Raw genomic sequence first — 23,948 nt, 5'->3', positions numbered from 1 at the left:
CTAGTCCACCTGCCCAATCTGTGCCATATAAGCCACTAAATCCTGCGGTTCTAAGATCAAATCGTCGACGATAATCATTTGCCGAGGGTGTTGATTTAGCAAGTCTGCCCAGTCAAAAATTGTTTTACTATCATCGAGAGTGACCGGTTCATCCCCGTCCTCTTGCAATCGACCAAATCCAGTCTTAGTAACCTGGCTTAAGAACAAGCTACGTGTTGTACTATCATCAAAAAATTCGGCAACGAAATCATTGGCCGGATTAGCCAAGATTTCACGGGGCCGGCCCAACTGCAACAAGTCGCCATTGTGAATAACCGCGAGTCGATCAGCCAACTTAATTGCTTCTTGCATATCATGCGTCACAAACACAATTGTCGTCGACAGTTCTTTATGCAGTTTAACCACTAATTCCTGTAATTGACGCCGTGATAGAGGATCTAACGCGCTAAACGGTTCATCCATCAAAATGAACTTTGGCTGTGAAGCTAAAGCACGGACAATGCCCACGCGCTGAGCCTCCCCTCCAGATAATTCACTGGGCATTCGATTCAAAAATGTTTTTGAATCCAGTCCCACTTTATCAAGCAATTCGCAAATGCGATCATGCTTTTCACGAACATCCCAATTAAATTGTTCGAGTTGAATACCCGCATTTTGTTCAACTGTCATATTGGGAAACAGCGCACCAGCCTGTAATACATAGCCTATTTGATGTCGCAGCTCCATGATATCCACTTTAGTAACGTCTTGATCATCGATTTTAATTGTGCCAGTGGTTTGCTTTACAAGCTGATTGATCATTCTTAGTAAAGTCGTTTTGCCACTGCCAGATGGACCCACAAGAACGAATAATTCGCCATCGTGGATTGTCAGGTTCAGATTGTTAAGTGCCGTCTGACCATCATATTTTTTAGTAACATCTTTAAATTCAATCAAAGTGTTCTCCTTCCGACCCGTTACTAAATGATAGTAAACTACACGAATTTTCACAAGCAGAATGCCCTTTTTAGTTGATGATTTATCAACATATTTGATCGTCCGATTTGCGAGCCATTAATGAAAGCGGTACCATTAAGCTGTAAATAAAATTCCGAAGGGAGTAGAACAATTTATGGCAGACTACGAGGAACGGTTTAAGCATATCAATGCTAACTACAAGCAACTGACGATGGCTTCAGGTGATACAGGCAAAGACTTTTTGGCAATGCACGGTGCAGCATTGAAGGACGGTGCACTGTCACACAAGGAAAAGGAATTAATGTGCCTGTGCGTTGCCATTTCTATTCGTTGCGAAGGTTGCATTATTGATCATATGAACCATGCGATCGAAGAAGGCGCAACTCGCGAAGAAATCGTGGAAACTGTGAACACCGCCATTTTGATGAGCGGTGGTCCAGCATATGTTTATGGTGGAACTGCAATTGAAGTTATGAATGAAATTTTTAGTAAGAAATAAACGTAATCATTATTGCATTTATCAATTTGTACAAAATAAAACAATCTTTGCCATTATGTGGCAGAGATTGTTTTATTATAGTAACAAGATCTAAGGATCAATATTAGTTAACATGATATAATCTATATCTGTAAAGGTATAGAAAAAAGGACGTGATAAATCATGGATCAACCAGATAACCGTGCATTGGCTCGTTTGATTGTTTCAATTGGTAGTATGAATGACTACGGTAGTTCCTTATTACAAACTAAGCAAGCCCTCGATGAAAAATCAGATTCACCACTAAATGATAATAGAGATGACAAAGCTATTTTTAACGATGCAATAGCAGGAATTAAAGCCATCAAAAAAATTGGTTTTTCAACTGACGGCATTATTGCAATCAATAAAGAATTCAAAAGTGATTCAATTGAAGAACCTGATTGGCCTGGACATCTTCGCAATGCTTACTACAATGAAGATGATAGAATCACTGTTCAAACTAGAAGAACGCAGGACCCAGAAAGAATGTATCATCCAAAAGATGTTATAAGTAGAAACGACATTGATAATATCGTTGACACTTACAATAACTCCAGCAAACAGGAATATGATGATTGGAAAATATTTGCCAGTCTGTCAAAACTTCAACCATTTCAAGATGGTAACAAGCGTACAGCTCTGATTGCGGCAAACGCTGCTGGAAATCGTTTTGAAAACAGCGATTTTCTAGTTCTACCCTTCAATGACTTTGACAGAGAAAAATTCATGGCAGATCTAATGCGGTATTATGATTCAAATTCAGATGTCGAAGAGGATACTGCATTAAAACTTATGATTGAGGATCTACCATCTCCAAGCCTTAGACGCAGCGAGCTCCATAAAAGTATTGCTGATGAAACTGAAGAAAAGGATAATGCAGTTGATAATTTAAAAACAGTTAATGTAAAATCTATCTTTCATCGGAATGATGACTGATTATTTCGTTAGTTTTATCTCTTTCCTGCCGAAACGTGTGAAATACCCCAGCTCACCATAATATAACAAGCCCGAGGGCATCAGGAAAACCCATCCTAATGTCCTCGGGCTTGTTATATTACATGAGCTAAACGGGGTATTTCACACTCTATTTACTAAACGTGTTCCGAAAACCAGATTGTTCCGCTTAACAACATAATGGCAACCATTCCAAAACCAGGAATGATTGCCATTATCCTGTTAATGCTCACAATCTAACCGGTTTTCTCCACACTCTATTTTACTCGTTCGACTTCAACGCCTCCACCATATCTACATGTTTCAATCTTCTATGCGTTACTAACATGACAATGACCGTGAATAGTACCATCAGTGCAGTTGCCACCACGTATCCTACCCAGTGAATGGTTAGTGGGAAAATAATTTGGTCCGTTGCTGCTTGTCTCAGAATATAGGCCGTTAACGCATTGCCCACTCCGTACCCAACGATTATGCCAATTACCGTCAGCATAATATTTTCACGAACAATATACATCGTCACTTCTTTATCATAAAAACCAAGGACCTTAATCGTCGATAATTCTCTAATTCGTTCCGAAACATTGATGTTCGTCAGGTTATAGAGAACTACGAACGATAACACCCCTGACAACAGGATAAAGATCAACACCACCGTACTCAAACTGCTGGACATTGTCGTAATTGTCTGTTGCTGATCAACCGTGTAGCTAGTGCCCATCGTGTCACCATGCTTCATTAACTGATTAGCCAGCTTTTCTCTTTGGTGCTGATTTTGATGGCTCAATCTAACTAATAAAGTATTAGTTTTTGCTCTGGTACCAAACATTTTTTGATATGCAGATTGGCTTAAATACATATAATGGCCGACAAAGTTTTCTGTGATCCCAGTGACTTTGGCAGTACCAGTATGGTTATCAGTTGTTTTAACTCTAATTGTGTCACCAACTTTAACCTTTAACTGTGAGGCCATCTTTTCAGAAAGCACCACACCAGACTTTTTCAAGCTCAGATTTTTACCATTATCAGTCGAAATTAACTTAACAAAATTCTTTAATTGATTCTTGGAACTCGGCGCATAAATATTAATGTCGTCGACTTTGTGCCCGTGCGCTGAAACATTACCCACGTTAGCATCTATCGCCGTTTGACTCTTATACTGTTTATCTTGCTTCAAAACTTTAACCGCTTGACTGCTATTACTACCATTTAATCTTACAACAGCCTGATACTTAGCGATTTCACTATACTGTCGTGACCCACTAGCTCCAATCGAGTTTTGAATACCGAAGCCCGTTAGGATCAGTGCCGTCCCACCAGCAATTCCAAGAATCGTCATAAACATCCGTGATTTATAACGGAATAGGTTTCGATAACTCACCTTTTGATTAAAGTTCATTCGTCGCCATAGCGGTTTAATCCGTTCCATTAAAATCCGTTTAGCCGACTTAGGCGATCGTGGTCGCATTAGCTCAGAAGGCTTTTCTTTCAACTCACTTCTAACAACAATGGCCGCCGCGCCAACCGTCGTGATTAACGCAATAATGATTGAAATAACAAACAGACTCCACTGAAATTTATCAACAGCAATTAGCGGAATGCAGTTTTGATATAACGACAACACTAACCTTGGTAGGCTAATATTGCCGACAAATGCCCCAATGATCGTCCCAATCATCCCCGCAATAAATGCATAACTGAGATAATTGCGTGCAATGGCCATCTTTGAATACCCAAGCGCCTTGAACGTCCCGATCTGGGCTCGAGCCTCTTCCACCATTCTAGTAATCGTTGTAAATGTGATTAAGGCCGCCACTAGGAAGAAGAACACCGGAAAGACGTTAGCGATGGCCGCAATTCGATCAGCACTCTGACCGAGAGCGGTAAATCCTGGTAAATCGGATCTAGTTTGCCAAGTATAGGTTGTCTTGGTGGCCTTCTTAATTTTGGCTTTCGCGGTATCTAGCTGGCTTTGTTCTGACTTAAGCTGTGCCGTAGCCTGCTTGCTAGTCATTCCCATCGCCATTAATTGGTTCTTAGCAGCCGTTAGTTTATCTTGTGAGGCCGTCAGCTCACCAGCGTTTTTGTTATAAAGTGTCTTGCTCCGTTCAGCACCACGTGTCTTAAATACTTTTTTTAACGACTTAACTTTTGCACTGACCGCTTCCTTATAGCTGTGGCTATAGGTATCTCGTGACTGTAATTTACTGAATCGCACGTTCAACAAGGTTGCGGCAGATAAATTCATCTGACTGGCCGGTACTTCCGCGAAGAACTTAACGGACCCGTCGCCAACGTTAGCTGATCCACGTTCCGTGTTATCAACATAACTGGGTGAGTCTACAAAACCAACGACTGTATAGGTACGATGTTTTAGCTCAGCCGACTTATCAAACTTAATTTTTTGCCCCAGTTTGTAGCTATACTTAGAATGAGCACGATAATCTAACACAATTTGATGATTATTCTTTGGTAAGTGACCTGATCGCAATGATAGTTTATTTTCTGTCAGATTATGCTGATAGCCGTACAATGCGATGGCATAGCTATCCTTGCCACCAGTAACGTACTTAAATTTAACGGCCTCAGCTTTTGCTCCAGCAACTTTTTCTGCCGTTTTAACATCTTGCTTAGTAAAACCGGTTGTCGACATAATCTGCACATCAGATAAATGTAAATTAGTGACTGTTTGATTGACCGAATCCTTTAGAGCAGGTCCAGTTGCCTTCACACCTACATAAGTGAGCACGCCCAACATGATGATTAAAATAATCGCGATAAAGCGACCCATGGACCCGCGAATTCCGCGCCAAAGATTTTTGGTTAATGGCTTCATTTTCTGTCACCTACCATTCGATCTCTTCGACAGGTGTCGGATTAGGATTATCTTCAATTGAACGTACTTTAGCATCGTTAATGCGAATTACCCGGTCTGCCATTTTGGCTAACGCAGAGTTATGAGTAATAATCAGTACAGTCTTGTGATCCTTGCGACTGGCATCCTCTAGTAATGTCAACACTTGTTTACCAGTCTCATAATCCAGCGCACCGGTTGGCTCATCACACAATAGTAATTTAGGATTTTTTGCTAATGCACGCGCAATCGCTACCCTTTGTTGCTCACCACCAGATAATTGTGATGGAAAGTTGTCGAGACGATCACCAAGGCCAACATCTTTTAATACCTGATCAGCATCGAGGGCATCTGGCACAATCGATGAGGCCAGTTCCACGTTTTCTCTAGTCGTTAAATTAGGAATTAAATTATAAAATTGAAACACAAAGCCGATATCTGTCCGCCGAAATTGGGTTAATTGCTTGTCACTATACTTCGCAATATCCGTTCCATCGATAATGACCTCACCATCGCTAGGTGAATCCATCCCTCCTAAAATATTCAAAACCGTTGATTTCCCTGCACCACTGGGTCCCAAAATCACGGTCAGGTCACCTTGGTTAGCCTCAAATGATAGTTTATCGTTTGCAACAATTGTTGTTTCTCCCATTTGATAACGTTTGGACTCATTAATCACTTCAATATACGCCATGCAATTCCCTCCATTAACCGTACAAGTTGTTCAATACATACCATTATGATAGATTATAGTTGTAATGACAACATCCAATCACCAGCAAAATGTTATTAAATAGACAGTTAGACTTAAATTTGTTTAGAGGAGAACATGATGGTCGGAATAAAAAATAATCGCCGCACGCTGTATACCAAACAGCAACTTAAAGAATCGCTAATTGAACTTCTACACGACCATGACTTAGATAAAATTACCGTGACCGAAATCTGCAACCTAGCCAACATTAACCGAGGTACATTCTACGCCCACTACGCAAATCCAAGTGAGTTATTTGCAGAAATTGAAACGGATTTAATCACTAAAATTGAACCATTACTGGGTTCATTCAATGAGCCACTGGAAACCTGGTTGCCACCAATCCTCCAAGTCATCAAAGATCAGGATGCTGCCACCAAAATCATGATTGGTAATATTCGGGAATACAAAGTCTTCCAAGTAATGCTGGCACCGATTAGAGAAAAAACACTGCAGAACTTTCAGCAGCGATTTCATGAAGATGATGAGCACATTCTGGGCTACTACTACGAATTCTTCTTCAGTGGCGCCATTCACGTAATCATCAATTGGTTAAGTTCAGGCGCAAAAGAATCAACTCAATCAATCACCAAAATCATCAGTAATATCACTCAACAATAAAAATAACCGTTATGCTAAAACCTCTCACAGAGGAGCTTTAGTATAACGGTTATTTGTTGTCGATTGCCGGACTCGAACCGACACCCATAAGACCGTGGCTTAGTTGTGCTTCCGATTACACCAAACCGACTCGCACATATTACAACCATTTACAGGCATGCGCAAGGCTGCTTAGAAAATCTTAATATTTCTGTAAAAGCGCTGTCATTTTCTTAACAAACGTGGTCACTGTTGGCCATCATGTTTACTTTTTGAGGTTGCAATCCTCTTTTTCAATTCCGTCAAATACTCATCTTCGTCAATTGGTAGGTCAACCCACTGCTGCTGCCAAGTTGATAAATACATCGCGTTAGAAATGCTCAACCCCAGGATCCCATCTGCGGCTGGAGAAACCAACTTTTCACCGTCAACAATGTGGTTAACAAAGTTTTGAACAGTTTTGGCATGCCCCGTTTGATCGTCCCAAACTGCTGGTACATCAATTTTCCAAACTTCTGGTTCGCCAAAGCCCCCCTTGTACTCTTGATTCCATTGCTGTTCATCCACGACACTTTGCCAAAAACTCAACTGATTGTTTTCGATAACAATTTTGCCACGCGACCCAACAATTTCAAACCGATTAGTCCCTGGTGTTTCAGTTACCGACGTCACAAACACCCCCGTAGCACCATTTTCGTACTCGGCATATGCGGTTACTTCGGTTTCTACTTCAATCTGACGCAGCTTACCAAAGGAAACAAAACTCATGATTCGCTTAGGCATACCACAAATCCACTGCCACAAGTCTAACTGGTGTGGATCTTGATTCAACAACACTCCGCCACCTTCACCAGCCCAGGTTGCTCGCCAGCTACTTGAATCATAATAACTCTGTGATCTATACCAGTTGGTGATAATCCAGTTAGTTCGCCTCAGTTCACCAATTGCACCACTTTGCACTAATTGACGAGCCTTTTGATATACCGGATTCATCCGCTGATTGTACATAATGCCATACGTCAATTCTGGATGTTCATGCGAGACGTTAATGGCCTCACGTACATTTTTGGTATAAACTCCTGCTGGTTTCTCGGTCAACACATGCTTACCCGCGTTTAAGCCAGCAATTGATAGTTCCGGATGAGAGTAATGCGGCGTGGCAATAATAATTGCGTCAATGTCTGGATCTTTCATCACTTCATCAGTATCAGAATAGAATTTGTACTGACTACCGAATTTTTCTTTGGCCGTCGCTAAGTGTTTAACGTTATGATCGCAAAAGGCGACTAATTCGGCATTTTTAATTTGATGTTGTGCCAAATAGGTCGCATGTACTGTCCCAATATTATTAACGCCGATAATTGCTATTCTAACCTTATCCATCGTTTTATCCCCCTGCTGAAGTCAGTCTACAAAACATTATTACAAATGAAAACTGAATGTTTACCTAATAAGAAAATTGTATCGCTTAGACCATTGTCTAAGTCAATGTTCTATTAATAATTAAAATTTGATTGATAGTAAAAGTCGCCCAATAGAAAAAAATTATTAAGAAAAGTAAAACATCTTTGACAATTTATGTAAAACATGTTTTACTATAAATGTAAAATATATTTGACATATTAGGAGGCCGTGCCGGTGAAAAACAATATTCACGAACAACGTAAACAAATGAAGCTATCACAGGCCGAACTGGCTGATTTAACTCAAGTAACGCGGCAAACAATTAACGCGATTGAAAACAATAAGTATGATCCATCACTTGACCTGGCTTTTAGCATCGCACATATTCTTAAAACACCAATTGAAAAACTATTTATCTGGGAGGAACCTCAAAATGATTAATACAAGAAAAAATATCGTTATCAATACCATTCTCATGACCATTATTTTAATCTTTTTCACAATCACGACAGTCTCTGCACAAAAAATTATCAAACTAACACCCTTACTCAATACTGTGATAATGATTATATACATTGCGGCATTAATCTGGGTTATTCGTCGTCAACGAATTCATCGCCACCGAGTCAAAATATTAGATTTTAAAGAAAATGGTTATCCAATGGCCATGAACCATAATGATGAACGAGAATGGCGGATGATGCTAACTGCAGCATACATTAGCCAGCGAGTTCAGACAGTGATTATGTTAATCTTCCTTGTAATCCCATTTTTCTTCCCAAGCAATGTCAACTTACTTTCTAAGGATAATTTATTATTGTACGGATTATCATCCCCATTAATCACCCTGCTAGTAGGAGAATGGGCTTATGCATTGGTTTATTTGCATTTAGACAAGTAGAGTGCAAAAAACGGCGTTATGCTCCCAGAATATAAGACAACTCCAACTAAAATCCCGAATTTGGATTTTGGTTGGAGTTGTCTTATATGGCCGGGAGCAGCCGTTTTTTGCACGTTTAGTCTAAATAAATTGTGAGAAAATCATTCCCAAATCACTGCCAAGTTCACTTATTCTGCGAATACTCATGCGCCGCACTACTAACGCTACGCCAAATCCAAACAGTCAAAATGACTGCCACAGCAATAATCCCTGTGGGCGCCCACAAATAAGTAATCAAGCAACAAATAAAATTCAATAACAGGGTTAATTTCAATAGACGAGAACTTTTCAGAACAGTTTCAGGAATTGCCTGATGAACATGAATTAAATCTTGTTTAATTGTATGTTCGAACCACAGCGTAGTTGCCGTAATCAACAAAAAGTTAACCGAGTACGTTAATTCTGCCGGTACTGCCCATAAAAAGCGACCGACCCACGACGTCGTGAACGGCAAGAACGACAACGTCAGTAGGTAAATTGCATTAATCCACGCACTGTTAATTGGGATCTTATCAAATGACTTAAACAGATCATGATGGACCGTCCAAAAATAATAAGTTGCAGTGAAACTAATTACATAGCTGATTAAAACAAACTTATCATCTAGTAGCGCATTCCAGCCGCCACTGATCGGTGTTTTTAGTTCCAACACCATGATCGTCATGATAATTGCAATCACACCATCCGATAGTGCCACCACTCGGTTCTTATCCATTTGATTAACCTCTTTTTTAGACTAAGTTTTATATTCATGCTTGATTATCGTCTTGATATCATAAATTGGTCAATAACTACGTAGTTATTTGAACACACCGTCCAGCCATTCAAAGACGCGCTGATTGTAGTAAGTAATTCCACCCATCTGGCAGTGCTCCTCAGCTCCATCATCTGGGCCAAATTTAATCAATGTTTTAGGGACGTTCACAGCGTCATACAGCATTTGTGGTTGCCCTTTGAAAAAACCATCGTTAGCAGCCTCACCAATTAGAATTGGACATTCAATCTTATCTGCCACCTGATCTAACTTAAAGGCTGCTGTTTTATCAAACAAGTCACTGACCGAGCTGGCGCCAAAGGTAAACATGCCATTTTCGATCACCCACCGAACATTGGTGCTAACTTTCATCAATTCCTTCATCTTACTTTCGATGGATGCTTGATCGGGGTGATCATGCCCCCGCGCTGCGAATGCATCAGTAAAACTAAACGAATAAACGCCATCATCAGCAATCACAGCAGCAATTCGTTTGTCAAAAGCCGCGGCTCTCGGTGCCAGCAAGCCACCAAAACTAATGCCCATCAATGCAATTTTACTTTGATCAACGTCATTTCTTGTTGCTAAGTAATCAATCACTGGTCCAACCACATTTTCCCAATCTACACGAAATGGAAGATGTTGTTCGCGAATCACTGCTCCCTGTCCTGGCCCTTCAAAAGTTAAGACGTTATATCCATGCTTCAACGCATCACTGGCAACTTGAAAGAATAGTTCCTCACCAGTCGAATCGTATCCCCCGTGCACAATTAATGTTGGTCGAGCCTGATCGTCAACCTTATAAAAATAACCAGGCATGGACGTTTCTCCAAACGGAATATCAATAAATTCAACATTGACTGAGGCCATCTTGATCCCAGTTCTGAACGTATCACGGCTCTTTTTCCAAGTTGTCAGCATTCTTGAATCGGTTGGATCGCCATGCAAAAAGAACTCTGCTGAACGGTAATAGTTAGAGGCCTTTAAGTAATTTTCACTGGCACTAATTTTTTGCCCATGCTTTTTAAATTCATCTGCTTTCAATTCGACACGTTGAGCTAAAGCATTCCATTCACTAAACCAGCTTTCAAAATTGCCTTCTTCAATTCTGTATGCAGTATTCACAACCGCACCAATATCAGCTCCGCCGTTGACTGAATAGCCGATGGTTCTCAATGTTTCATAAGAAAAAGTTGGATCATCAAAAATAAATTTCATTATTAATTACCTCATGTTTTAATATTATTAGGTCGCCTAATTATTGTATATAATAAGGGGACCTATTTAAAATGTCAACAATAAATTTAGGCCCCCTAATAAAAATGTGATATACTATTGTCACTACAAAAGCAGGTGAATAACAATGACCGAAGAATTAACTAAGCATCGTCTAACAGAAAAGTTTTTTGATTTAACAATGCTATTTTATTTGGAAATGCAGCAAAAAGATGCCCCGTCCATGCTGTTTCAAGGACAGGGTAATATTTTAATGTCACTGGGCAAAAACGATCATCAGTCGCAGAAAGAATTAGCCCAAAATTTACACATCAGTGCACCATCCGTTAATGAATTTGTAAATAAGTTAGTTAAAAAAGGATTGGTAAACAAAGTAAAGTCCTCCACTGATAAACGAGTATCGATTGTTAGTCTCACGGATGAAGGCCATCGTAGTCTTAACAATATTAATCAGTCAGAATTATCTGGCTGGGATTACCTTGATAACCACGAACAAGCTGAATTCGCCCAACTAATGGATAAAATGACTAATCAATTATCTCAAAAATATGATAACCAAATCGATAAACGTAAACTCAGCAACTTGAAACAAAAAATGCTCAAAATCACTGGTGCCTAACTAGTGCACTCAAGCGCAAAACAGCTTCTATACTCACAATCTTCGTCCCATGAGTATAGAAGCTGTTTTAATGAAAACCATTATATTTATGCTACCTTATTTAATCCAAGATTCATCCATCTGTTCATTTCGTCTAAAGGCCTTACCATGTTCATCAATGACAGCGTGCCATTCTCGACATACCTGATCGTCATGACCAGGTATGATATCGGCAAAATCTAGTTGCATCTGATGATAGGTTTTATACGGGCCAAAACCTAGGCGATTAAATAAACGTCTGGCGTAAGTGTCAGCAATAAACACTGGTCGGTGAAAAATATATAGTAGCATATCATCAGCGGTTTCCTCACCTACACCTTTAATATCCAATAATTCTCTTCTCAGGTCACTAGTGGAGATATTTTCGAATACCTTAAAATCCCCACCGCGTGCCATAAACCAATTCATCAGTTCTTTGATATACTGACTTTTTTGTCGGTAGAATCCGGCTGGTCGGATTAATTCCTGTAACTGGTCCATTGGCATTTCGATCAATTGTTGTGGCGTTAAATAAGGCTGTAAATTGGCGACTGCTTTTTCAGCATTAATCCCAGTTGTCTGCTGTACTAAAATCATCGAAACCCAGTCTTCAATCGGATTGTCGTGTTCCCACCAGCGCTGTGTGCCATAATGATTCATTAATGCGGTTAAAACCGCCAATTTTCGTTTATCTGTCTGTTTCAAAATTATCTCCAATGTTCCACGTGAAACTATATTTTAATGATAAAAATCAAATCTCCCCTTCGACATGGTTTCCTTAACCCCACCAGTCTCAAGCAAAGATTTATCCATGATGGCTTTTTTAACAAACGAAGCCGGATAACCCTTAATTGGTGTTGTGCCCACCAACCCAAAGGCGTGTGTGTTGCCAATTGAAGCTACTGATCCTAGTGACTTAAACGAAAATGGTTCAGTCGATTGACCAGCAATTTGACGAATAATGTTTTTAGCAGCATGATGACCCATTTTTAATGAAATTTGGGCAGTCGTTGGATAAGGACGCTGAGTAGACGTATCCATTACCGCTGCAACATCCCCCACAATATATACATTGTCATGGTCAGGAGCACTCAAGTCATCCTTAACCATCACTCGGCCACGTTTTTCAGAAAACCCAGAAGCCGCAATAACTTTACTGCCACGAACACCGGTCGTCCAGATAATTGTTCTGGCACTGATTTCTTTCATTGGGTCATCGTCACCAGCTCGATACATAACCAAATTAGGTTTAATTTCTTTGACCCGCATTCCAGTATAAAGTTTGACACCCCATTCTTTCAAATGATCGATGCCATAACTTGCCAATTTTTCATTAAACATTGGCAATAGACGAGTCGATGCCTCAACACAGTAGATTTCAATTTGTGCTGGATTAACATCAGCAATTTTAGCATATTCAGGCTTGGCTTCAACCAGTGCCCCCATGAGCTCAACCCCGGTAAAGCCGGCACCACAGACCACAATTTTTAGGAAGTCTTCGTCTTGAGTTTGCTTGTAGAGTTGCATTTGTTCACAGATATGATGATATATTTTTTCAGCATCATCGACGTTAGTCATCGAAAGGGCATACTCATCAACGCCTGGTGTGCCAAACGTTTCCGACTCAAATCCGAGTGCCACAATCAAATAGTCGTAAGTTACTTCCTTACCATTAGTGCAGATTACCTTTTGGTTTTCACAATCAACTTTATCAACCGTTTCCTGAACAAAAGTTGTTCGTTCGCGATCAACCACATCGTTAATATCATAACTGATTCGACTACGATGTTGCATACCAGTGGCAACTTCATGCAGATCTGTCGCCTCGTAGTGATAATCGTGTTTATCAATTAACGTCACATGACAATCAGTACGATGGCGTTGCAATTCCTTCAGTGCACGCAATCCTGCGTAACCAGCACCTAAAATGACAACCTCTTTCATGATGGCCCTCCTCTATCTAAAGCGAAATAGCTAATCCAATGAGATACGTAATCACTTGACTAAAAGTTCCAACCGCCAAAATTCTAACGGCACAGATAAACGTCTCTTTTTTAACTTGTCGATGCCAAAATAATCGGACTTGTTTAATAACAAACGGTAACGAAACTAAAGCGAATAGTGTGAACCACGGTGCAATGCCAACAAAGACTGCGAGAATTAATGAAAGATATGCCAGCACATTTAAGACTACAAAGAACACCACGCTCCGTTGTTGTCCTAAATAATAAACAATTGTGTGACGGTGGTTTTTAACATCTTCGTCCAAATCACAGATATTGTTAGCCAACATTAGATTGGCAATCCATAGAACGGATGGCAGCGAGACTAGTAAAATGCTGCTTAACATTAATGAGTTCCACATAAATATCTGGTAGGTATTGATATACACACAAATCAGCAAAATCATAAATCCCATTGTAAAGCCGGAGAAAAATTCGCCAACTGGCAAACTTGATAATGGGCGCGGACCTGATGAATACAAAATACCAACCGCATAGCACCAGAGTCCCATCCATAGGATTGACCAACCAACCTTGGTGGCTAGATAAATTCCCATCAGAGCAGAAATCGTGATCATGCTCATCATGATGGTAAATACTAGCCTAACGGATAAATGTTCACGACCAATAATATTTGTTTTTTGCTTGTAATCGTACCCCTTAACCGCATGATGATAGTCATTATAGTTATCAAGAATATCAACTGCCATATTAAAAATGAACATGGCAACAAAGAAAAGTAATACATACCATATGTGGATCGACTGATAATTATACCAACTAAAACAAACACCTAACAAAAATGGTAATACACTCGCAGTTTTAGCCTTAATCTCTACCAGTTCGAAAAAAACTGGTAAGCTCAATTGAATCACCTCATTTCAGTATGTTTGAATATGTCTTACCTACATTTTAAGGTAGAATGGTATTAGAAACTAGTAATAAGGGAGTGATCAGCAATGTTAGAATTTTGGAATACATATCCGCCCGTCAAAAAGCAGCTTGATCAGGTATTAGAACTATTAGAAAATCGGTTAACGATCGACATTCCTGACGTTCAAGAAGCACTCGATAACTTTCTACACTCAGGCGGCAAGATGCTTCGGCCTGCGCTCTTTTTGCTATTTGCTGATCTGAATGATAGAGACGCTAACAAACAAACCAATTACATTAATGTCGCTGCATCGTTAGAAATGCTCCATATGGCCACCTTAATTCATGATGACATTATTGATGATTCACCCCTGCGTCGTGGAACGATCACTGTTCAATCCAAATGTGGCAAGGACACTGCTGTTTATGCTGGTGACTTCTTATTTACTCAATTTTTTGAGCTACTAATTGAAACCCTTAACGGCACTAGTCTAATGGCAGAAAATGCGCTAACCATGAAGCAATTACTCCTTGGTGAGCTTGGTCAAAAAGCAGATCGTTTTAACCTAAACCAAACAGTTGAAAATTACCTGCATAATATTACTGGTAAAACAGCGCGACTATTTGAACTCGCTTGCTATGAAGGCGTTCATCTGAGCAATGGTGGGTCGGAATTAGAAAAGGCAGCTGGCACGATTGGGCGTAATATCGGCATCGCATTTCAAATTTACGATGACATTCTCGACTACTCATCCGATGCTAAAACGTTAAAAAAGCCAATTACTGAAGATTTAGCTCAAGGAATCTACACACTACCTCTAATTCTAGCTCGTCAAAATCATGAGGATGAATTCGATCAGTATTTACAAAAAAAACAATTGATTACAGAAGACGAAGTTCGAATAGTTGCCAAAATGGTTAACCAATACGGTGGCATTCAGCAGTCCAAACAATATGCTAAACAGTATTACGATGAGACGATCACGTTAATTAATCACATTCCCGCCAGCAATGCCAAAAAGACGATCCAGACACTATCAAAAAAATTGCTTGATCGGCAATACTAAATACCCTGATCAATGGCTCTTAATTGACGATAGTGCTCATTTCCCTGTTCCAACTCTGCCGGTGATCCGCTCATTTCAATTTGACCATCCTCAATAAAAACAACCTGATCCATCAGATCAATACCTTGTAGATGATGAGTAATCCAGATAATTGTCTTACCGGTTAACTGTGTAAAAAACGTGTCCAACAGATGTTGTTCAGTAATCGGGTCAAGTCCCACAGTTGGTTCGTCCAATAGAATAATTGGTACTTCCTTGAGTAAAATTCTGGCTAAAGCCAGTCTATGACGTTCACCACCTGAGAATCTCAGGCCCGCTTCATCTACCAAAGTGTTTAATCCATCTGGCATTGATTGAATCAATGACTTTAGCCCCACTCGTTCAAGCACATGCCAAACTTCGTCTTCTGTTGCACTTTCTCTCCCCAGCCGAACGTTATTTAAAATACTAGTATTAAACAGATAAGGATTTTGATGAATCACGCCAATGTAATTGCTGATATCATCTCCAAATTCTGCAACATCAATGCTATTAATCTTCACCGACCCATCCGTGGGGGTTAAATCCCCTCGCAATAAGTGAGCTAAAGTACTTTTACCGGACCCACTGCGGCCTAAGATGGCAAGTTTATCACCTGGATTGATTTGTAGATCAACGTTAGAAAGAACTCCTTTGTTACTTTCCGGGTACGTAAACGATACATGTGACACCGATAATGAAACTGGTCCGGTTATCTGTTGATGATCGTCAGTTTTTTTATTTGCCGCTGGTAAGTCGTTAAATCGGTTGACAGAATCTTGATAGACATTTGTCTCCTGTGCCGCTGCAGGAAGCGGGGCAAAAGCATCAATTAATGGAAAAACTGATAGCACAAATGCCGCAATCCAGTTGGCAGAGCCACCATGATTTCCCGGGAAATAGTTACCTGCCCAGATCAATAAAGCAAGCGTAATTACACCAAACATTAGCTGAACCATCAAATCACGAAAATTATTCACGCTTTGCAGTTTAGCATTTACTTTGTGGAGTTTGGCTTGTGATTTTTCATGATGTTGCACATATTCGTCAGCTTGTTGACTAAAGATCCAATCTGACACGCCCATCACGTTGTCCGTAAGTTCACCATAGAGCACGTTTTTGATCTGCTTTTGTTGTTCTTGACGGGCACCACTGACAATTACTGACCACAGTGGGACACCGAAGACAACAATTGCCATCAGCAGCAACATCGCTAGTGCAAAAAAAATTGAAAAATAACCAAGTCCAATTATCACGATCGCATACAGCACCCAGGCAATGATAGTTGGGAAAATAGTTCTCAAGTACAAATTTTGAATGTGATTAATATCTTCTGAAAGCAAGCCGAGAATATCGCCAGTTCGGTAGTCTTGCTTAATAAATAAAGCTCTCGTTTCTAGCGATTGATATAATTTCAGGCGTAACCCGGAAGTCATTTTCAGGACCCAGTTATGGCTGACAAGTCTTTCAACATAACGAAAAACTGGCCTACCAATTCCGAAAGCTCTGGTCAAAACAATCGGTACATAAATCAACAAAATATTCTCTGGCAGAGAAGCCGCACGACTAATCAAATAACCAGAGTTAAACATTAACGCACCACCGCAGATAAAGGTGATCACCCCGAGAGTCAAAGCCAAGATCAACGCCTTCTTATACTTCTGTAGAAATGGTTTTACCCATTGGTCATTTTTTAAAGAGTTGAAAAAACCAATTTTATTCATCGTGGGCCTCCTTTCCCCGCATTGCTGCTGTTAATTTAGCAAAAGCGCCATTATTTGCCTGTAACTCATCCAATGTTCCCTGCTCAACGACCTGGCCATGATCCATGACCAGAATGTAATCCATCTCTTTCATCCAGTGCAATCTGTGTGTCGCAAAGAATACTAGATGGTTCTTCATGATTGGAATCATCCGTTCACGCAGTTCCACTTCTGTTTCAATATCAAGGTGAGCAGTCGGCTCGTCGAAAAGAAGTACCCGGCGATTTTGGTCTAAGAAAGCCCTCGCTAGTGCCACCCGTTGCGATTGACCACCGCTCAAACTGCGTGCACCTTCACCAATCACCGTATCTAAACCCTCAGGCAAATCATCGACAAGTTGTTGTAGACCCACAACCTCGATCGCCTGCCTAACCTCATCATCAGTGGCGTTTGGATGATAGAAGGCAATATTGTCACGGACCGTCATTTGAAATATATAGGGGTTTTGTGGAATATAAATTAACTGTTTCTGCCAATCAGGCTGGTTAAAGCTAGTCAATTCTGCATTACCAACCTTAATATTGCCATCACGCGGCGTTAAAAAGCCACTTAAAACGTTAATTAGTGTTGATTTGCCCGAACCACTAACACCAATGATGCCAACCTTTTCATAACCACTAAAATTCAAATTAAGATCTTTTAGACCAGCGCCGGTCACATAATCAAAATTTAGGTGTGAAACATTTAATGGTTGATTTTCATCCCAATGCTGTAGTTTAACTGGCTCGGTTTGATCTTCAGGTTGATCCAAAATTTCGTAAATTGCATGCATTGAATTTTTACCATTTAGCGTGGCGTGATAGTCACCTGAAAAATCTCGAATTGGTAAGAAATATTCTGGTACCAAAATCAGCACTGTCAGTGCCGGAAACAACAAAATGTGTGCATCGATTAAGCGTAATCCCAAAAATACAGCCACAATGGCGATTGAAAGTGTTGTAAAGAAATCGAGAGCGAACGTTGATAGTATAGCAATTTTAAGTGTATTCATTGTTGCCTTGCGGAATCGCTCACTTGTATTAAAAATGCTGTTGGCATACTTCTTACTCAAACCAAAATACTTGAGCGTGTCGATGCCTCGCAGTGAATCAATAAAGTGATTCGACAGCATTTGAAAGACCGCAAATTGTTTGTCCGCCTTTCCTTGTGCTGCATAGCCAAGAATGATCATAAAGATAATAATTAACGGAAAAACAAGTGTCAAAATGATCCCTGATTCAACGTCGAGTAGGTACACAGCCACTAAAATAATCCAAGGGATCACCATCATGTTAATCATTTTGGAGAGAATCAAATGAAAGTAATCTTCAACCTGATCAACACCATCTAACGCCATTGTCACCATGCTGCCAGTTCCTTGGTGTTGAACAACTTGTGGGCCAAGTTTAAAGACTTTTTCCAGTAGCTGGTTGCGAATGTCATTGGCTTGTTGATAGGCATACCGATCAAGCAACCGGTTGCGAAAATAAATTGATAAATGGCGGCCAAGGTAAACGACCGCAAATAAAATCATCAAATTAATTTGTTCTTTCACCGACTGTCCGTCCCAGAGATTTGTGATCGACCGGCCAAGTGCATATGCCTGACCGATAATAAAGAATGCTTGCAGAACCGATAGTCCCACAAGCACTCCCATCACTCTCTTAATCCCAGGGAGCTTCATTAATTGCTTATCAATCATGATCTTGCCCCGAGCGAAGTCGAGATTCGTTTTCTAAAGATATAGTAAGTCCAGACTGTGTATGCCAAGACAAACGGTAACACAGTAAACGCAATGATCGTCATGATATGCAATGTGTACGGACTAGACGATGCATTCTTGATAAGTAAATCATATTGATGTCCGAGTGAACTAACCATCACACGAGGGAAAAGGCCTGCAAACAGCAGTCCAACTAAAGCAACAAGCGACAATCCACTGGTAATAAACGCCCATCCTTCTCGGTTTTTAACCACGGCCACGTTAGCAATCAGCGTTAGCACCACAATCACAACCAATAGTGACAAAGTAGAAATCGGATGGACTGTGAAGAAGTCTGTCTTGAAGAACAACAAGATTGCAAAGACAACCAGACCTGCATACAACACCCAATACAGTGCTTCGGCGTAGTTACGAGCTCGATCACGAATCGGTCCTAACGTCTTCAAGCCAATATAATTCAGGCCATGTAGGTAACACAATAAGGTTAGTGCAACTCCTCCAACAACTGAAAACAGATTAATGTAATCCGTAAAGTGAGCATTCATATTACCCTGGGCATCGAGTGGCATCCCCTGTACCATACTGATAAACAGTACACCGAAAAAGAACGGCACAATAAAGCTACCTAAACTAAGTGTCCAGTTCCAAATAAACTTTTTATCCGTCGGCATGCGATGTCGAAACTCAAATGACACCCCGCGGATAATCAGGCCAACCAAAATGATTAACAGTATCAGATAGTACCCGCTAAATAGTGACGCATACCAGTACGGAAACGATGCAAAGATTGCACCACCAGCAGTGATTAACCACACTTCGTTACCATCCCAAACTGGCCCAATTGTTTCCACAACTTGATCTTTTTCGTGTTCATTATGCGCTAGCGTTTGAACCGACATGCCGACGCCGAAATCAAATCCTTCCAGAAAGAAGAATCCCGCGAACAAAATGCCGATTAAAACGAACCATAAAATCTGTGTAATACTCATTCGTTAAACGCCCCCTTGTCAAACGGATCAACCGACATTGAAGCATCCTTTTCTAACTGACGTTCTTCGTAATCTGGGCCCTTCTTTAACTCACGAATCACTAAGAAAATCATCGTCAGAGCTAACCCTGAGAAGAGCAGAAAGTAGACTGTATTGGAAATTAGCAACGACGTCACTGAAACATTCGGCGAGACACTTTGCTTAATTGTATAGAGACCGTAGACCGTCCACGGATAGCGACCAAGCTCGGTGATAAACCAACCAGCGGTGTTTGCCATAAATGGGGTAAAGGTGCACAGCCCCATAATCCACAGCATCCACCGATGTTTGTACAGGATTGGTTTTTTCTTTCTAGTGAGAATTAATCCCAAGGCCCCCATGAGAAACATTAGTACGCCGAACCCAGCCATGATTCTGAAACTCCAGAATAAAGTGTTAACTGGCGGGTAGTAGCTCTTATCTGAACCGTACTCTGCTTCCAATTCTTTATTAATAGTATCCATCCCTTTTAATGATCCAGTTGGCTTATCATATGCCAAAATACTGAGCATATAAGGGATTTCGATACCAAATACTTGCTTGTGTTCCCGAGTGTTATCCCACGCAACCAGCGTCCATGCTGCTGGATCACCGGTATCCTTGTAGTTACCTTCAGTTGCAGCAAATTTCATTGGCTGTTCTTTGATTAAGTACTTCATCTGAACATCACCAGCCGCCATCACCGCCACTGACCCGAGAAGAGTGATCAACAGGCCAATGCGCATTGATTTTTGATAAAAGGATTTAATATCAACTTTTTTGCGAAGTAACTGAAATGCCGAGAGACCTGCTACTATGACGCCACCCATTGTGATGGCAGCGGCGATCACGTGGCTAAATTCCATCCACACCTGGGGATTCGTTAACAATGCACCAAAGTCGTTCATTTGCGCACGGCCATTCTTGATGGTGTAGCCAACTGGATGTTGCATAAAGCTGTTCGCAGCCAAAATCCAAAATGCCGAAGTCATCGAGGCCAGCACAACTAGCCAAATAAACAGAGCATGAATTTTCGGCTTCATTTTATCCCAAGTAAATATCCATAACCCCAAGAACGTCGATTCAGCAAAGAATGCAAGTAACGCTTCCACTGCTAATGGTGCACCGAAAATATCACCGACGAATCTCGAGTAATCAGACCAATTCATGCCAAACTGAAATTCCTGAATAATACCGGTAACAACCCCAACGGCAAAGCTAAGTAAAAAAATGTTTCCCCAAAATTTGGTCATTTTCTTGTACATTTCGTTTTTAGTCGTCACGTACAATGTTTCCATGATGGCAACTGCCAACGCTGTTCCAATTGAAAATGGCACAAAGAAAAAATGAAATACAGTGGTCATTGCAAATTGAAAACGCGCTAACGACACGATCGTCATCCTAACCCCTCCATTCATTAGCAATCGATAAACAAAATATAAATCAAACAAATATTAATCATAGCTAATACAAAAATAACTCAGAATCCTACACCCTAAATATACCTAGAAAGCGCTTTAATTTCAACTGATATGTGCTGTACAGTACGATTTATTTAGCAGTTTGCCTCTGATTCGATTAAAATTCGCTTTTATATATCGGTAGATAAGTGTAATTCAAACTAAAAATAATAGTTCATTCGTCATTACCGATATTCTAACTTTATATGAATGCGAAGATTAACGAATAACTGATAGACTAACGTTTCTACGGCCGCCATAGTTGTTAACTTTCGTCTCTCAAGGCCTGGTTTTATACAAAGATTAATATATAATTGATTCTATACGTGTATATACATTTAACGTACTAAACAAGTGTAGTGAGTACAAAGGGGGGATATTCATGAAAATGAACATGCAGTTAGTTTCGCTTGGCCCATGGATCACCCAATTAATTGTTGCTACATTTTTTATTGCAGGATTCGTTTCATACTACTCGTCACTGTGGCGCAAGGCCTTCAAGGATCGCACCACCGCCCATAATATGCAGATATTTTACCGTATTGCGTTAATTGTGCTGGGCATTGGCATTGGACTAATTCTTCATATTACTGGGTACATCGCTAATTCGAACGCAATGATGTACCACAACGTAGGACTATTTGTTTTATTCTTCATGCTTTTCGATGACCAAATCAATAATTTTGAATTTGCAATCAGAGGACTTGGTGTTTTTGTTATTTGGACCATGCACCATATGGGAGATTTAACCCAATTCACTTTTTGGGGATCAGTCATAATATTGGTGGTAATGCTGTTGCTAATTCGGCGTTACCATAATAAAATCCGTTACAATTTACTGCTTAATAGTATTACGAGTGCCATCTTATCGTTTGATTTTTGGTTAACATTACCTCATATTTCCGCTGGTTTAACTTTGAACTATGGCATCGCATTCGAAGCTATTTTGATGTTCATGGTCATGTCTGTGTTCACTTCCGAGTACTATATTCGTCAGCACAAACAGGAACTGCATAACGACGAAATGGAAAAGCTAGCCAGCTATGATACCTTAACCAACGCTAAAAGTTACTCACTCTACCAGCAAGACAGTGTTGCCATGTTTAACAATGCACGCGATGATGATCAGCCTCTAACACTAGTTGCCCTCGATGTAGATCATTTCAAATTAGTTAATGATCGCTATGGGCACTTAGCCGGTAACCGTGTTTTAGTCGGAATTGCGACAATGCTACGCGACACATTGCGACAATATGGATACAGTCACCAAATCTATCGAACAGGTGGAGAGGAATTCAACATCGCTTTTCCAAACCAAACGCCAGAAAAAGTCATGCCGATCATCACTCAATGCTGGCAATCAATTCGAGAAAATGTCTTTGATTATAATGGACAAAGTATTAAAGCTACAATTTCTGTTGGAATGACAAGCCTGAGAATTGGCGATAAAACTGTCGATGAAACTTACAAGCGTGCTGATGATAATTTGTACACGAGTAAAAGAAACGGCCGTGACATTATTACGATTGATGGCAAAGTTCAACATGTTCGTGATAACGATGATCAAGACAAGACTTATGCATACTTCTCTCAGGGAATTTATGACATTTCAAAGCCTGACCAGCCCTTAATCAATAACGCTTTGTCAATCAGGCAGTACGACCATGTAAGGGAAAAATGGATTAAGCCCCAAGCACCTTCTCTGTCGATTACTCAACGGATCGACTTATTGCGGGACTGCCTAGTAAACAGTCATAAATTGTGTGCCACGCTCTACTTATCGGTTCCTCAATTTAACGATGTTCGTGTGGCTGCTCAACTGATCGCATTTTGCAACAGCGTTGATGGCCCCGAATCATTAGCGATAGCGTTAGACAGCATGCCAAGCATTGACAGCATGAAACATATGAGTGAAATTTACCGTGCCGCTAATATTAAAATTGTCATCGACAAAATCACAGTAGACACGGATCGAGGCAGGCTGATACCAGCGATGCACTACATCAATGGTATTAAGTTTGACCTAGCAGAAAATGAAGATCACTCTGAAACGGAGTTACGCCGCAGCATCAGCAACTGGGCCAAAATGGCACTCGAACAAAACGTAGATTTCATTCTAAGTGGAGTGACCAATCAACAACAGGTAAATTGGGCTCGTAAGATAGGCAATATTTTCTACATGCAAGGTGATTACTTTATGAAGGCGGAATTGCCAATCATCGCATAGAGTGGAAAAAGACGCGAACAGGCGCCGTTATACAACAAGGTGAAATGTATTAACCGCGAATTGTGCGGTTGATGCATTTCACCTTGTTGTATAGTGGGCGCCTGCGTCTTTTTCCACGTTTCAGCTAGGTAGCATTACAAGTAGCAAATCAATAACCGTCTCCAAATTCGCACAGCCTAAACAAGTTTCACAAGGCAGCCCGACATGATATCAGAGTA

21 protein-coding genes and 1 tRNA gene are annotated in these 23,948 nt (G+C 40.5%); 8 read left to right on the top strand and 14 right to left on the bottom strand.

All coding sequences use genetic code 11. From position 1 onward, the window contains the following. Window positions 1-936, bottom strand: a complete 936-nt coding sequence (locus FD16_RS06550; protein WP_010621177.1) for an ABC transporter ATP-binding protein — start codon at window positions 934-936, stop codon at window positions 1-3. Between the two features lie 175 nt (window positions 937-1,111). Here FD16_RS06550 and FD16_RS06545 point away from each other — a divergent pair, with 175 nt between their 5' ends. After that, a complete protein-coding gene (locus FD16_RS06545; protein ID WP_010621176.1) occupies window positions 1,112-1,456 on the top strand; it encodes a carboxymuconolactone decarboxylase family protein in 345 nt (114 codons plus the stop codon). Between the two features lie 162 nt (window positions 1,457-1,618). Continuing rightward, on the top strand, window positions 1,619-2,413 hold the full coding sequence (locus FD16_RS06540; protein ID WP_010621175.1) for a Fic family protein: 795 nt from the start codon (window positions 1,619-1,621) through the stop codon (window positions 2,411-2,413). A 280-nt stretch (window positions 2,414-2,693) separates the two neighbouring features. Here the strand turns inward: FD16_RS06540 and FD16_RS06535 are convergent, their stop codons facing one another. Together FD16_RS06535 and FD16_RS06530 are read right to left on the bottom strand one after the other, a co-directional pair. Next, a complete protein-coding gene (locus FD16_RS06535; protein WP_010621174.1) occupies window positions 2,694-5,267 on the bottom strand; it encodes an ABC transporter permease in 2,574 nt (857 codons plus the stop codon). 10 nt (window positions 5,268-5,277) lie between these two features. Further along, window positions 5,278-5,979 (bottom strand): ABC transporter ATP-binding protein, encoded by a 702-nt coding sequence (locus FD16_RS06530; RefSeq protein WP_010621173.1) that lies wholly within the window; start codon window positions 5,977-5,979, stop codon window positions 5,278-5,280. A 135-nt stretch (window positions 5,980-6,114) separates the two neighbouring features. Between FD16_RS06530 and FD16_RS06525 the strand changes: the two genes are divergently transcribed. Beyond that, a complete protein-coding gene (locus tag FD16_RS06525; RefSeq protein WP_081479584.1) occupies window positions 6,115-6,660 on the top strand; it encodes a TetR/AcrR family transcriptional regulator in 546 nt (181 codons plus the stop codon). A 57-nt stretch (window positions 6,661-6,717) separates the two neighbouring features. Here the strand turns inward: FD16_RS06525 and FD16_RS06520 are convergent. After that, window positions 6,718-6,790, bottom strand: a tRNA-Arg gene (locus FD16_RS06520). Window positions 6,791-6,885: 95 nt separating this feature from the next. Further along, window positions 6,886-8,022 carry a Gfo/Idh/MocA family protein gene (locus tag FD16_RS06515; RefSeq protein ID WP_010621171.1) on the bottom strand — a complete coding sequence of 379 codons (1,137 nt, stop codon included), beginning with the start codon at window positions 8,020-8,022 and terminating at the stop codon, window positions 6,886-6,888. Window positions 8,023-8,277: 255 nt separating this feature from the next. On the opposite strand from FD16_RS06515, the gene FD16_RS06510 reads away from it, so the two are divergent. Both FD16_RS06510 and FD16_RS06505 read left to right on the top strand, forming a co-directional pair. Further along, the gene (locus FD16_RS06510) at window positions 8,278-8,484 is read left to right on the top strand and encodes a helix-turn-helix transcriptional regulator (protein ID WP_010621170.1); all 207 of its coding nucleotides are present in this window, start codon (window positions 8,278-8,280) and stop codon (window positions 8,482-8,484) included. Further along, entirely contained in the window at window positions 8,477-8,944 is a 468-nt protein-coding gene (locus FD16_RS06505; RefSeq protein WP_010621169.1) for a hypothetical protein, read from the top strand. The genes FD16_RS06510 and FD16_RS06505 overlap by 8 nt, the downstream gene beginning before the upstream one ends. A 163-nt stretch (window positions 8,945-9,107) precedes the next feature. Here FD16_RS06505 and FD16_RS06500 read toward each other — a convergent pair whose 3' ends face one another. Continuing rightward, window positions 9,108-9,698, bottom strand: a complete 591-nt coding sequence (locus tag FD16_RS06500) for a TMEM175 family protein (protein ID WP_010621168.1) — start codon at window positions 9,696-9,698, stop codon at window positions 9,108-9,110. Between the two features lie 84 nt (window positions 9,699-9,782). Then, the gene (locus tag FD16_RS06495; protein WP_010621167.1) at window positions 9,783-10,955 is read right to left on the bottom strand and encodes an alpha/beta hydrolase family protein; all 1,173 of its coding nucleotides are present in this window, start codon (window positions 10,953-10,955) and stop codon (window positions 9,783-9,785) included. 145 nt (window positions 10,956-11,100) lie between these two features. Here FD16_RS06495 and FD16_RS06490 point away from each other — a divergent pair, with 145 nt between their 5' ends. Continuing rightward, complete coding sequence (locus tag FD16_RS06490; protein WP_010621166.1) at window positions 11,101-11,592, top strand: MarR family winged helix-turn-helix transcriptional regulator; 492 nt, start codon at window positions 11,101-11,103, stop codon at window positions 11,590-11,592. A 96-nt stretch (window positions 11,593-11,688) separates the two neighbouring features. Here the strand turns inward: FD16_RS06490 and FD16_RS06485 are convergent, their stop codons facing one another. From FD16_RS06485 to FD16_RS06475, 3 genes are read right to left on the bottom strand one after another with little or no spacing between them, the layout of a single operon-like run. Next, on the bottom strand, window positions 11,689-12,315 hold the full coding sequence (locus FD16_RS06485) for an endonuclease III domain-containing protein (protein ID WP_010621165.1): 627 nt from the start codon (window positions 12,313-12,315) through the stop codon (window positions 11,689-11,691). Window positions 12,316-12,348: 33 nt separating this feature from the next. Continuing rightward, window positions 12,349-13,554: an NAD(P)/FAD-dependent oxidoreductase gene (locus tag FD16_RS06480; protein WP_010621164.1), complete on the bottom strand. Its 1,206-nt coding sequence runs from the start codon at window positions 13,552-13,554 to the stop codon at window positions 12,349-12,351. 16 nt (window positions 13,555-13,570) lie between these two features. Beyond that, window positions 13,571-14,479 (bottom strand): prenyltransferase, encoded by a 909-nt coding sequence (locus FD16_RS06475; RefSeq protein ID WP_010621163.1) that lies wholly within the window; start codon window positions 14,477-14,479, stop codon window positions 13,571-13,573. A gap of 93 nt (window positions 14,480-14,572) precedes the next feature. On the opposite strand from FD16_RS06475, the gene FD16_RS06470 reads away from it, so the two are divergent. Then, complete coding sequence (locus FD16_RS06470) at window positions 14,573-15,553, top strand: polyprenyl synthetase family protein (protein WP_010621162.1); 981 nt, start codon at window positions 14,573-14,575, stop codon at window positions 15,551-15,553. On the opposite strand, the gene cydC is transcribed toward FD16_RS06470, so the two are convergent. Genes cydC through FD16_RS06450 form a run of 4 tightly spaced genes read right to left on the bottom strand, consistent with a single transcriptional unit; the run spans window position 15,550 to window position 21,443 of the window. After that, window positions 15,550-17,295 carry a thiol reductant ABC exporter subunit CydC gene (gene cydC, locus FD16_RS06465; RefSeq protein ID WP_010621161.1) on the bottom strand — a complete coding sequence of 582 codons (1,746 nt, stop codon included), beginning with the start codon at window positions 17,293-17,295 and terminating at the stop codon, window positions 15,550-15,552. The genes FD16_RS06470 and cydC overlap by 4 nt on opposite strands. Continuing rightward, complete coding sequence (cydD, locus tag FD16_RS06460; RefSeq protein ID WP_010621160.1) at window positions 17,288-19,015, bottom strand: thiol reductant ABC exporter subunit CydD; 1,728 nt, start codon at window positions 19,013-19,015, stop codon at window positions 17,288-17,290. Before cydD ends, cydC begins: the two co-directional genes overlap by 8 nt. Further along, window positions 19,012-20,025 (bottom strand): cytochrome d ubiquinol oxidase subunit II, encoded by a 1,014-nt coding sequence (gene cydB, locus FD16_RS06455; protein WP_010621159.1) that lies wholly within the window; start codon window positions 20,023-20,025, stop codon window positions 19,012-19,014. Before cydB ends, cydD begins: the two co-directional genes overlap by 4 nt. After that, window positions 20,022-21,443, bottom strand: a complete 1,422-nt coding sequence (locus tag FD16_RS06450) for a cytochrome ubiquinol oxidase subunit I (RefSeq protein WP_010621158.1) — start codon at window positions 21,441-21,443, stop codon at window positions 20,022-20,024. The genes cydB and FD16_RS06450 overlap by 4 nt, the downstream gene beginning before the upstream one ends. 442 nt (window positions 21,444-21,885) lie before the next feature. On the opposite strand from FD16_RS06450, the gene FD16_RS06445 reads away from it, so the two are divergent. Beyond that, on the top strand, window positions 21,886-23,730 hold the full coding sequence (locus FD16_RS06445; RefSeq protein ID WP_010621157.1) for a bifunctional diguanylate cyclase/phosphodiesterase: 1,845 nt from the start codon (window positions 21,886-21,888) through the stop codon (window positions 23,728-23,730). The last annotated feature ends 218 nt before the right edge of the window (window positions 23,731-23,948 follow it).

The sequence above is a fragment of the Paucilactobacillus suebicus DSM 5007 = KCTC 3549 genome (assembly GCF_001434475.1).
Taxonomy (GTDB): Bacteria; Bacillota; Bacilli; order Lactobacillales; family Lactobacillaceae; genus Paucilactobacillus; species Paucilactobacillus suebicus.
The sequence above is the reverse complement of the archived record's forward strand: the minus strand, read 5'-3'. Positions and strand labels throughout refer to the sequence as shown.

Coding starts and splice junctions, on each gene's coding strand:
- FD16_RS06545 (WP_010621176.1), top strand. CDS start 1,112: ATGGCAGACTACGAGGAACGGTTTAAGCATATCAATGCTAACTACAAG.
- FD16_RS06540 (WP_010621175.1), top strand. CDS start 1,619: ATGGATCAACCAGATAACCGTGCATTGGCTCGTTTGATTGTTTCAATT.
- FD16_RS06535 (WP_010621174.1), bottom strand. CDS start 5,267: ATGAAGCCATTAACCAAAAATCTTTGGCGCGGAATTCGCGGGTCCATG.
- FD16_RS06530 (WP_010621173.1), bottom strand. CDS start 5,979: ATGGCGTATATTGAAGTGATTAATGAGTCCAAACGTTATCAAATGGGA.
- FD16_RS06525 (WP_081479584.1), top strand. CDS start 6,115: ATGATGGTCGGAATAAAAAATAATCGCCGCACGCTGTATACCAAACAG.
- FD16_RS06515 (WP_010621171.1), bottom strand. CDS start 8,022: ATGGATAAGGTTAGAATAGCAATTATCGGCGTTAATAATATTGGGACA.
- FD16_RS06505 (WP_010621169.1), top strand. CDS start 8,477: ATGATTAATACAAGAAAAAATATCGTTATCAATACCATTCTCATGACC.
- FD16_RS06500 (WP_010621168.1), bottom strand. CDS start 9,698: ATGGATAAGAACCGAGTGGTGGCACTATCGGATGGTGTGATTGCAATT.
- FD16_RS06495 (WP_010621167.1), bottom strand. CDS start 10,955: ATGAAATTTATTTTTGATGATCCAACTTTTTCTTATGAAACATTGAGA.
- FD16_RS06490 (WP_010621166.1), top strand. CDS start 11,101: ATGACCGAAGAATTAACTAAGCATCGTCTAACAGAAAAGTTTTTTGAT.
- FD16_RS06480 (WP_010621164.1), bottom strand. CDS start 13,554: ATGAAAGAGGTTGTCATTTTAGGTGCTGGTTACGCAGGATTGCGTGCA.
- FD16_RS06470 (WP_010621162.1), top strand. CDS start 14,573: ATGTTAGAATTTTGGAATACATATCCGCCCGTCAAAAAGCAGCTTGAT.
- cydC (WP_010621161.1), bottom strand. CDS start 17,295: ATGAATAAAATTGGTTTTTTCAACTCTTTAAAAAATGACCAATGGGTA.
- cydD (WP_010621160.1), bottom strand. CDS start 19,015: ATGATTGATAAGCAATTAATGAAGCTCCCTGGGATTAAGAGAGTGATG.
- cydB (WP_010621159.1), bottom strand. CDS start 20,025: ATGAGTATTACACAGATTTTATGGTTCGTTTTAATCGGCATTTTGTTC.
- FD16_RS06450 (WP_010621158.1), bottom strand. CDS start 21,443: ATGACGATCGTGTCGTTAGCGCGTTTTCAATTTGCAATGACCACTGTA.
- FD16_RS06445 (WP_010621157.1), top strand. CDS start 21,886: ATGAAAATGAACATGCAGTTAGTTTCGCTTGGCCCATGGATCACCCAA.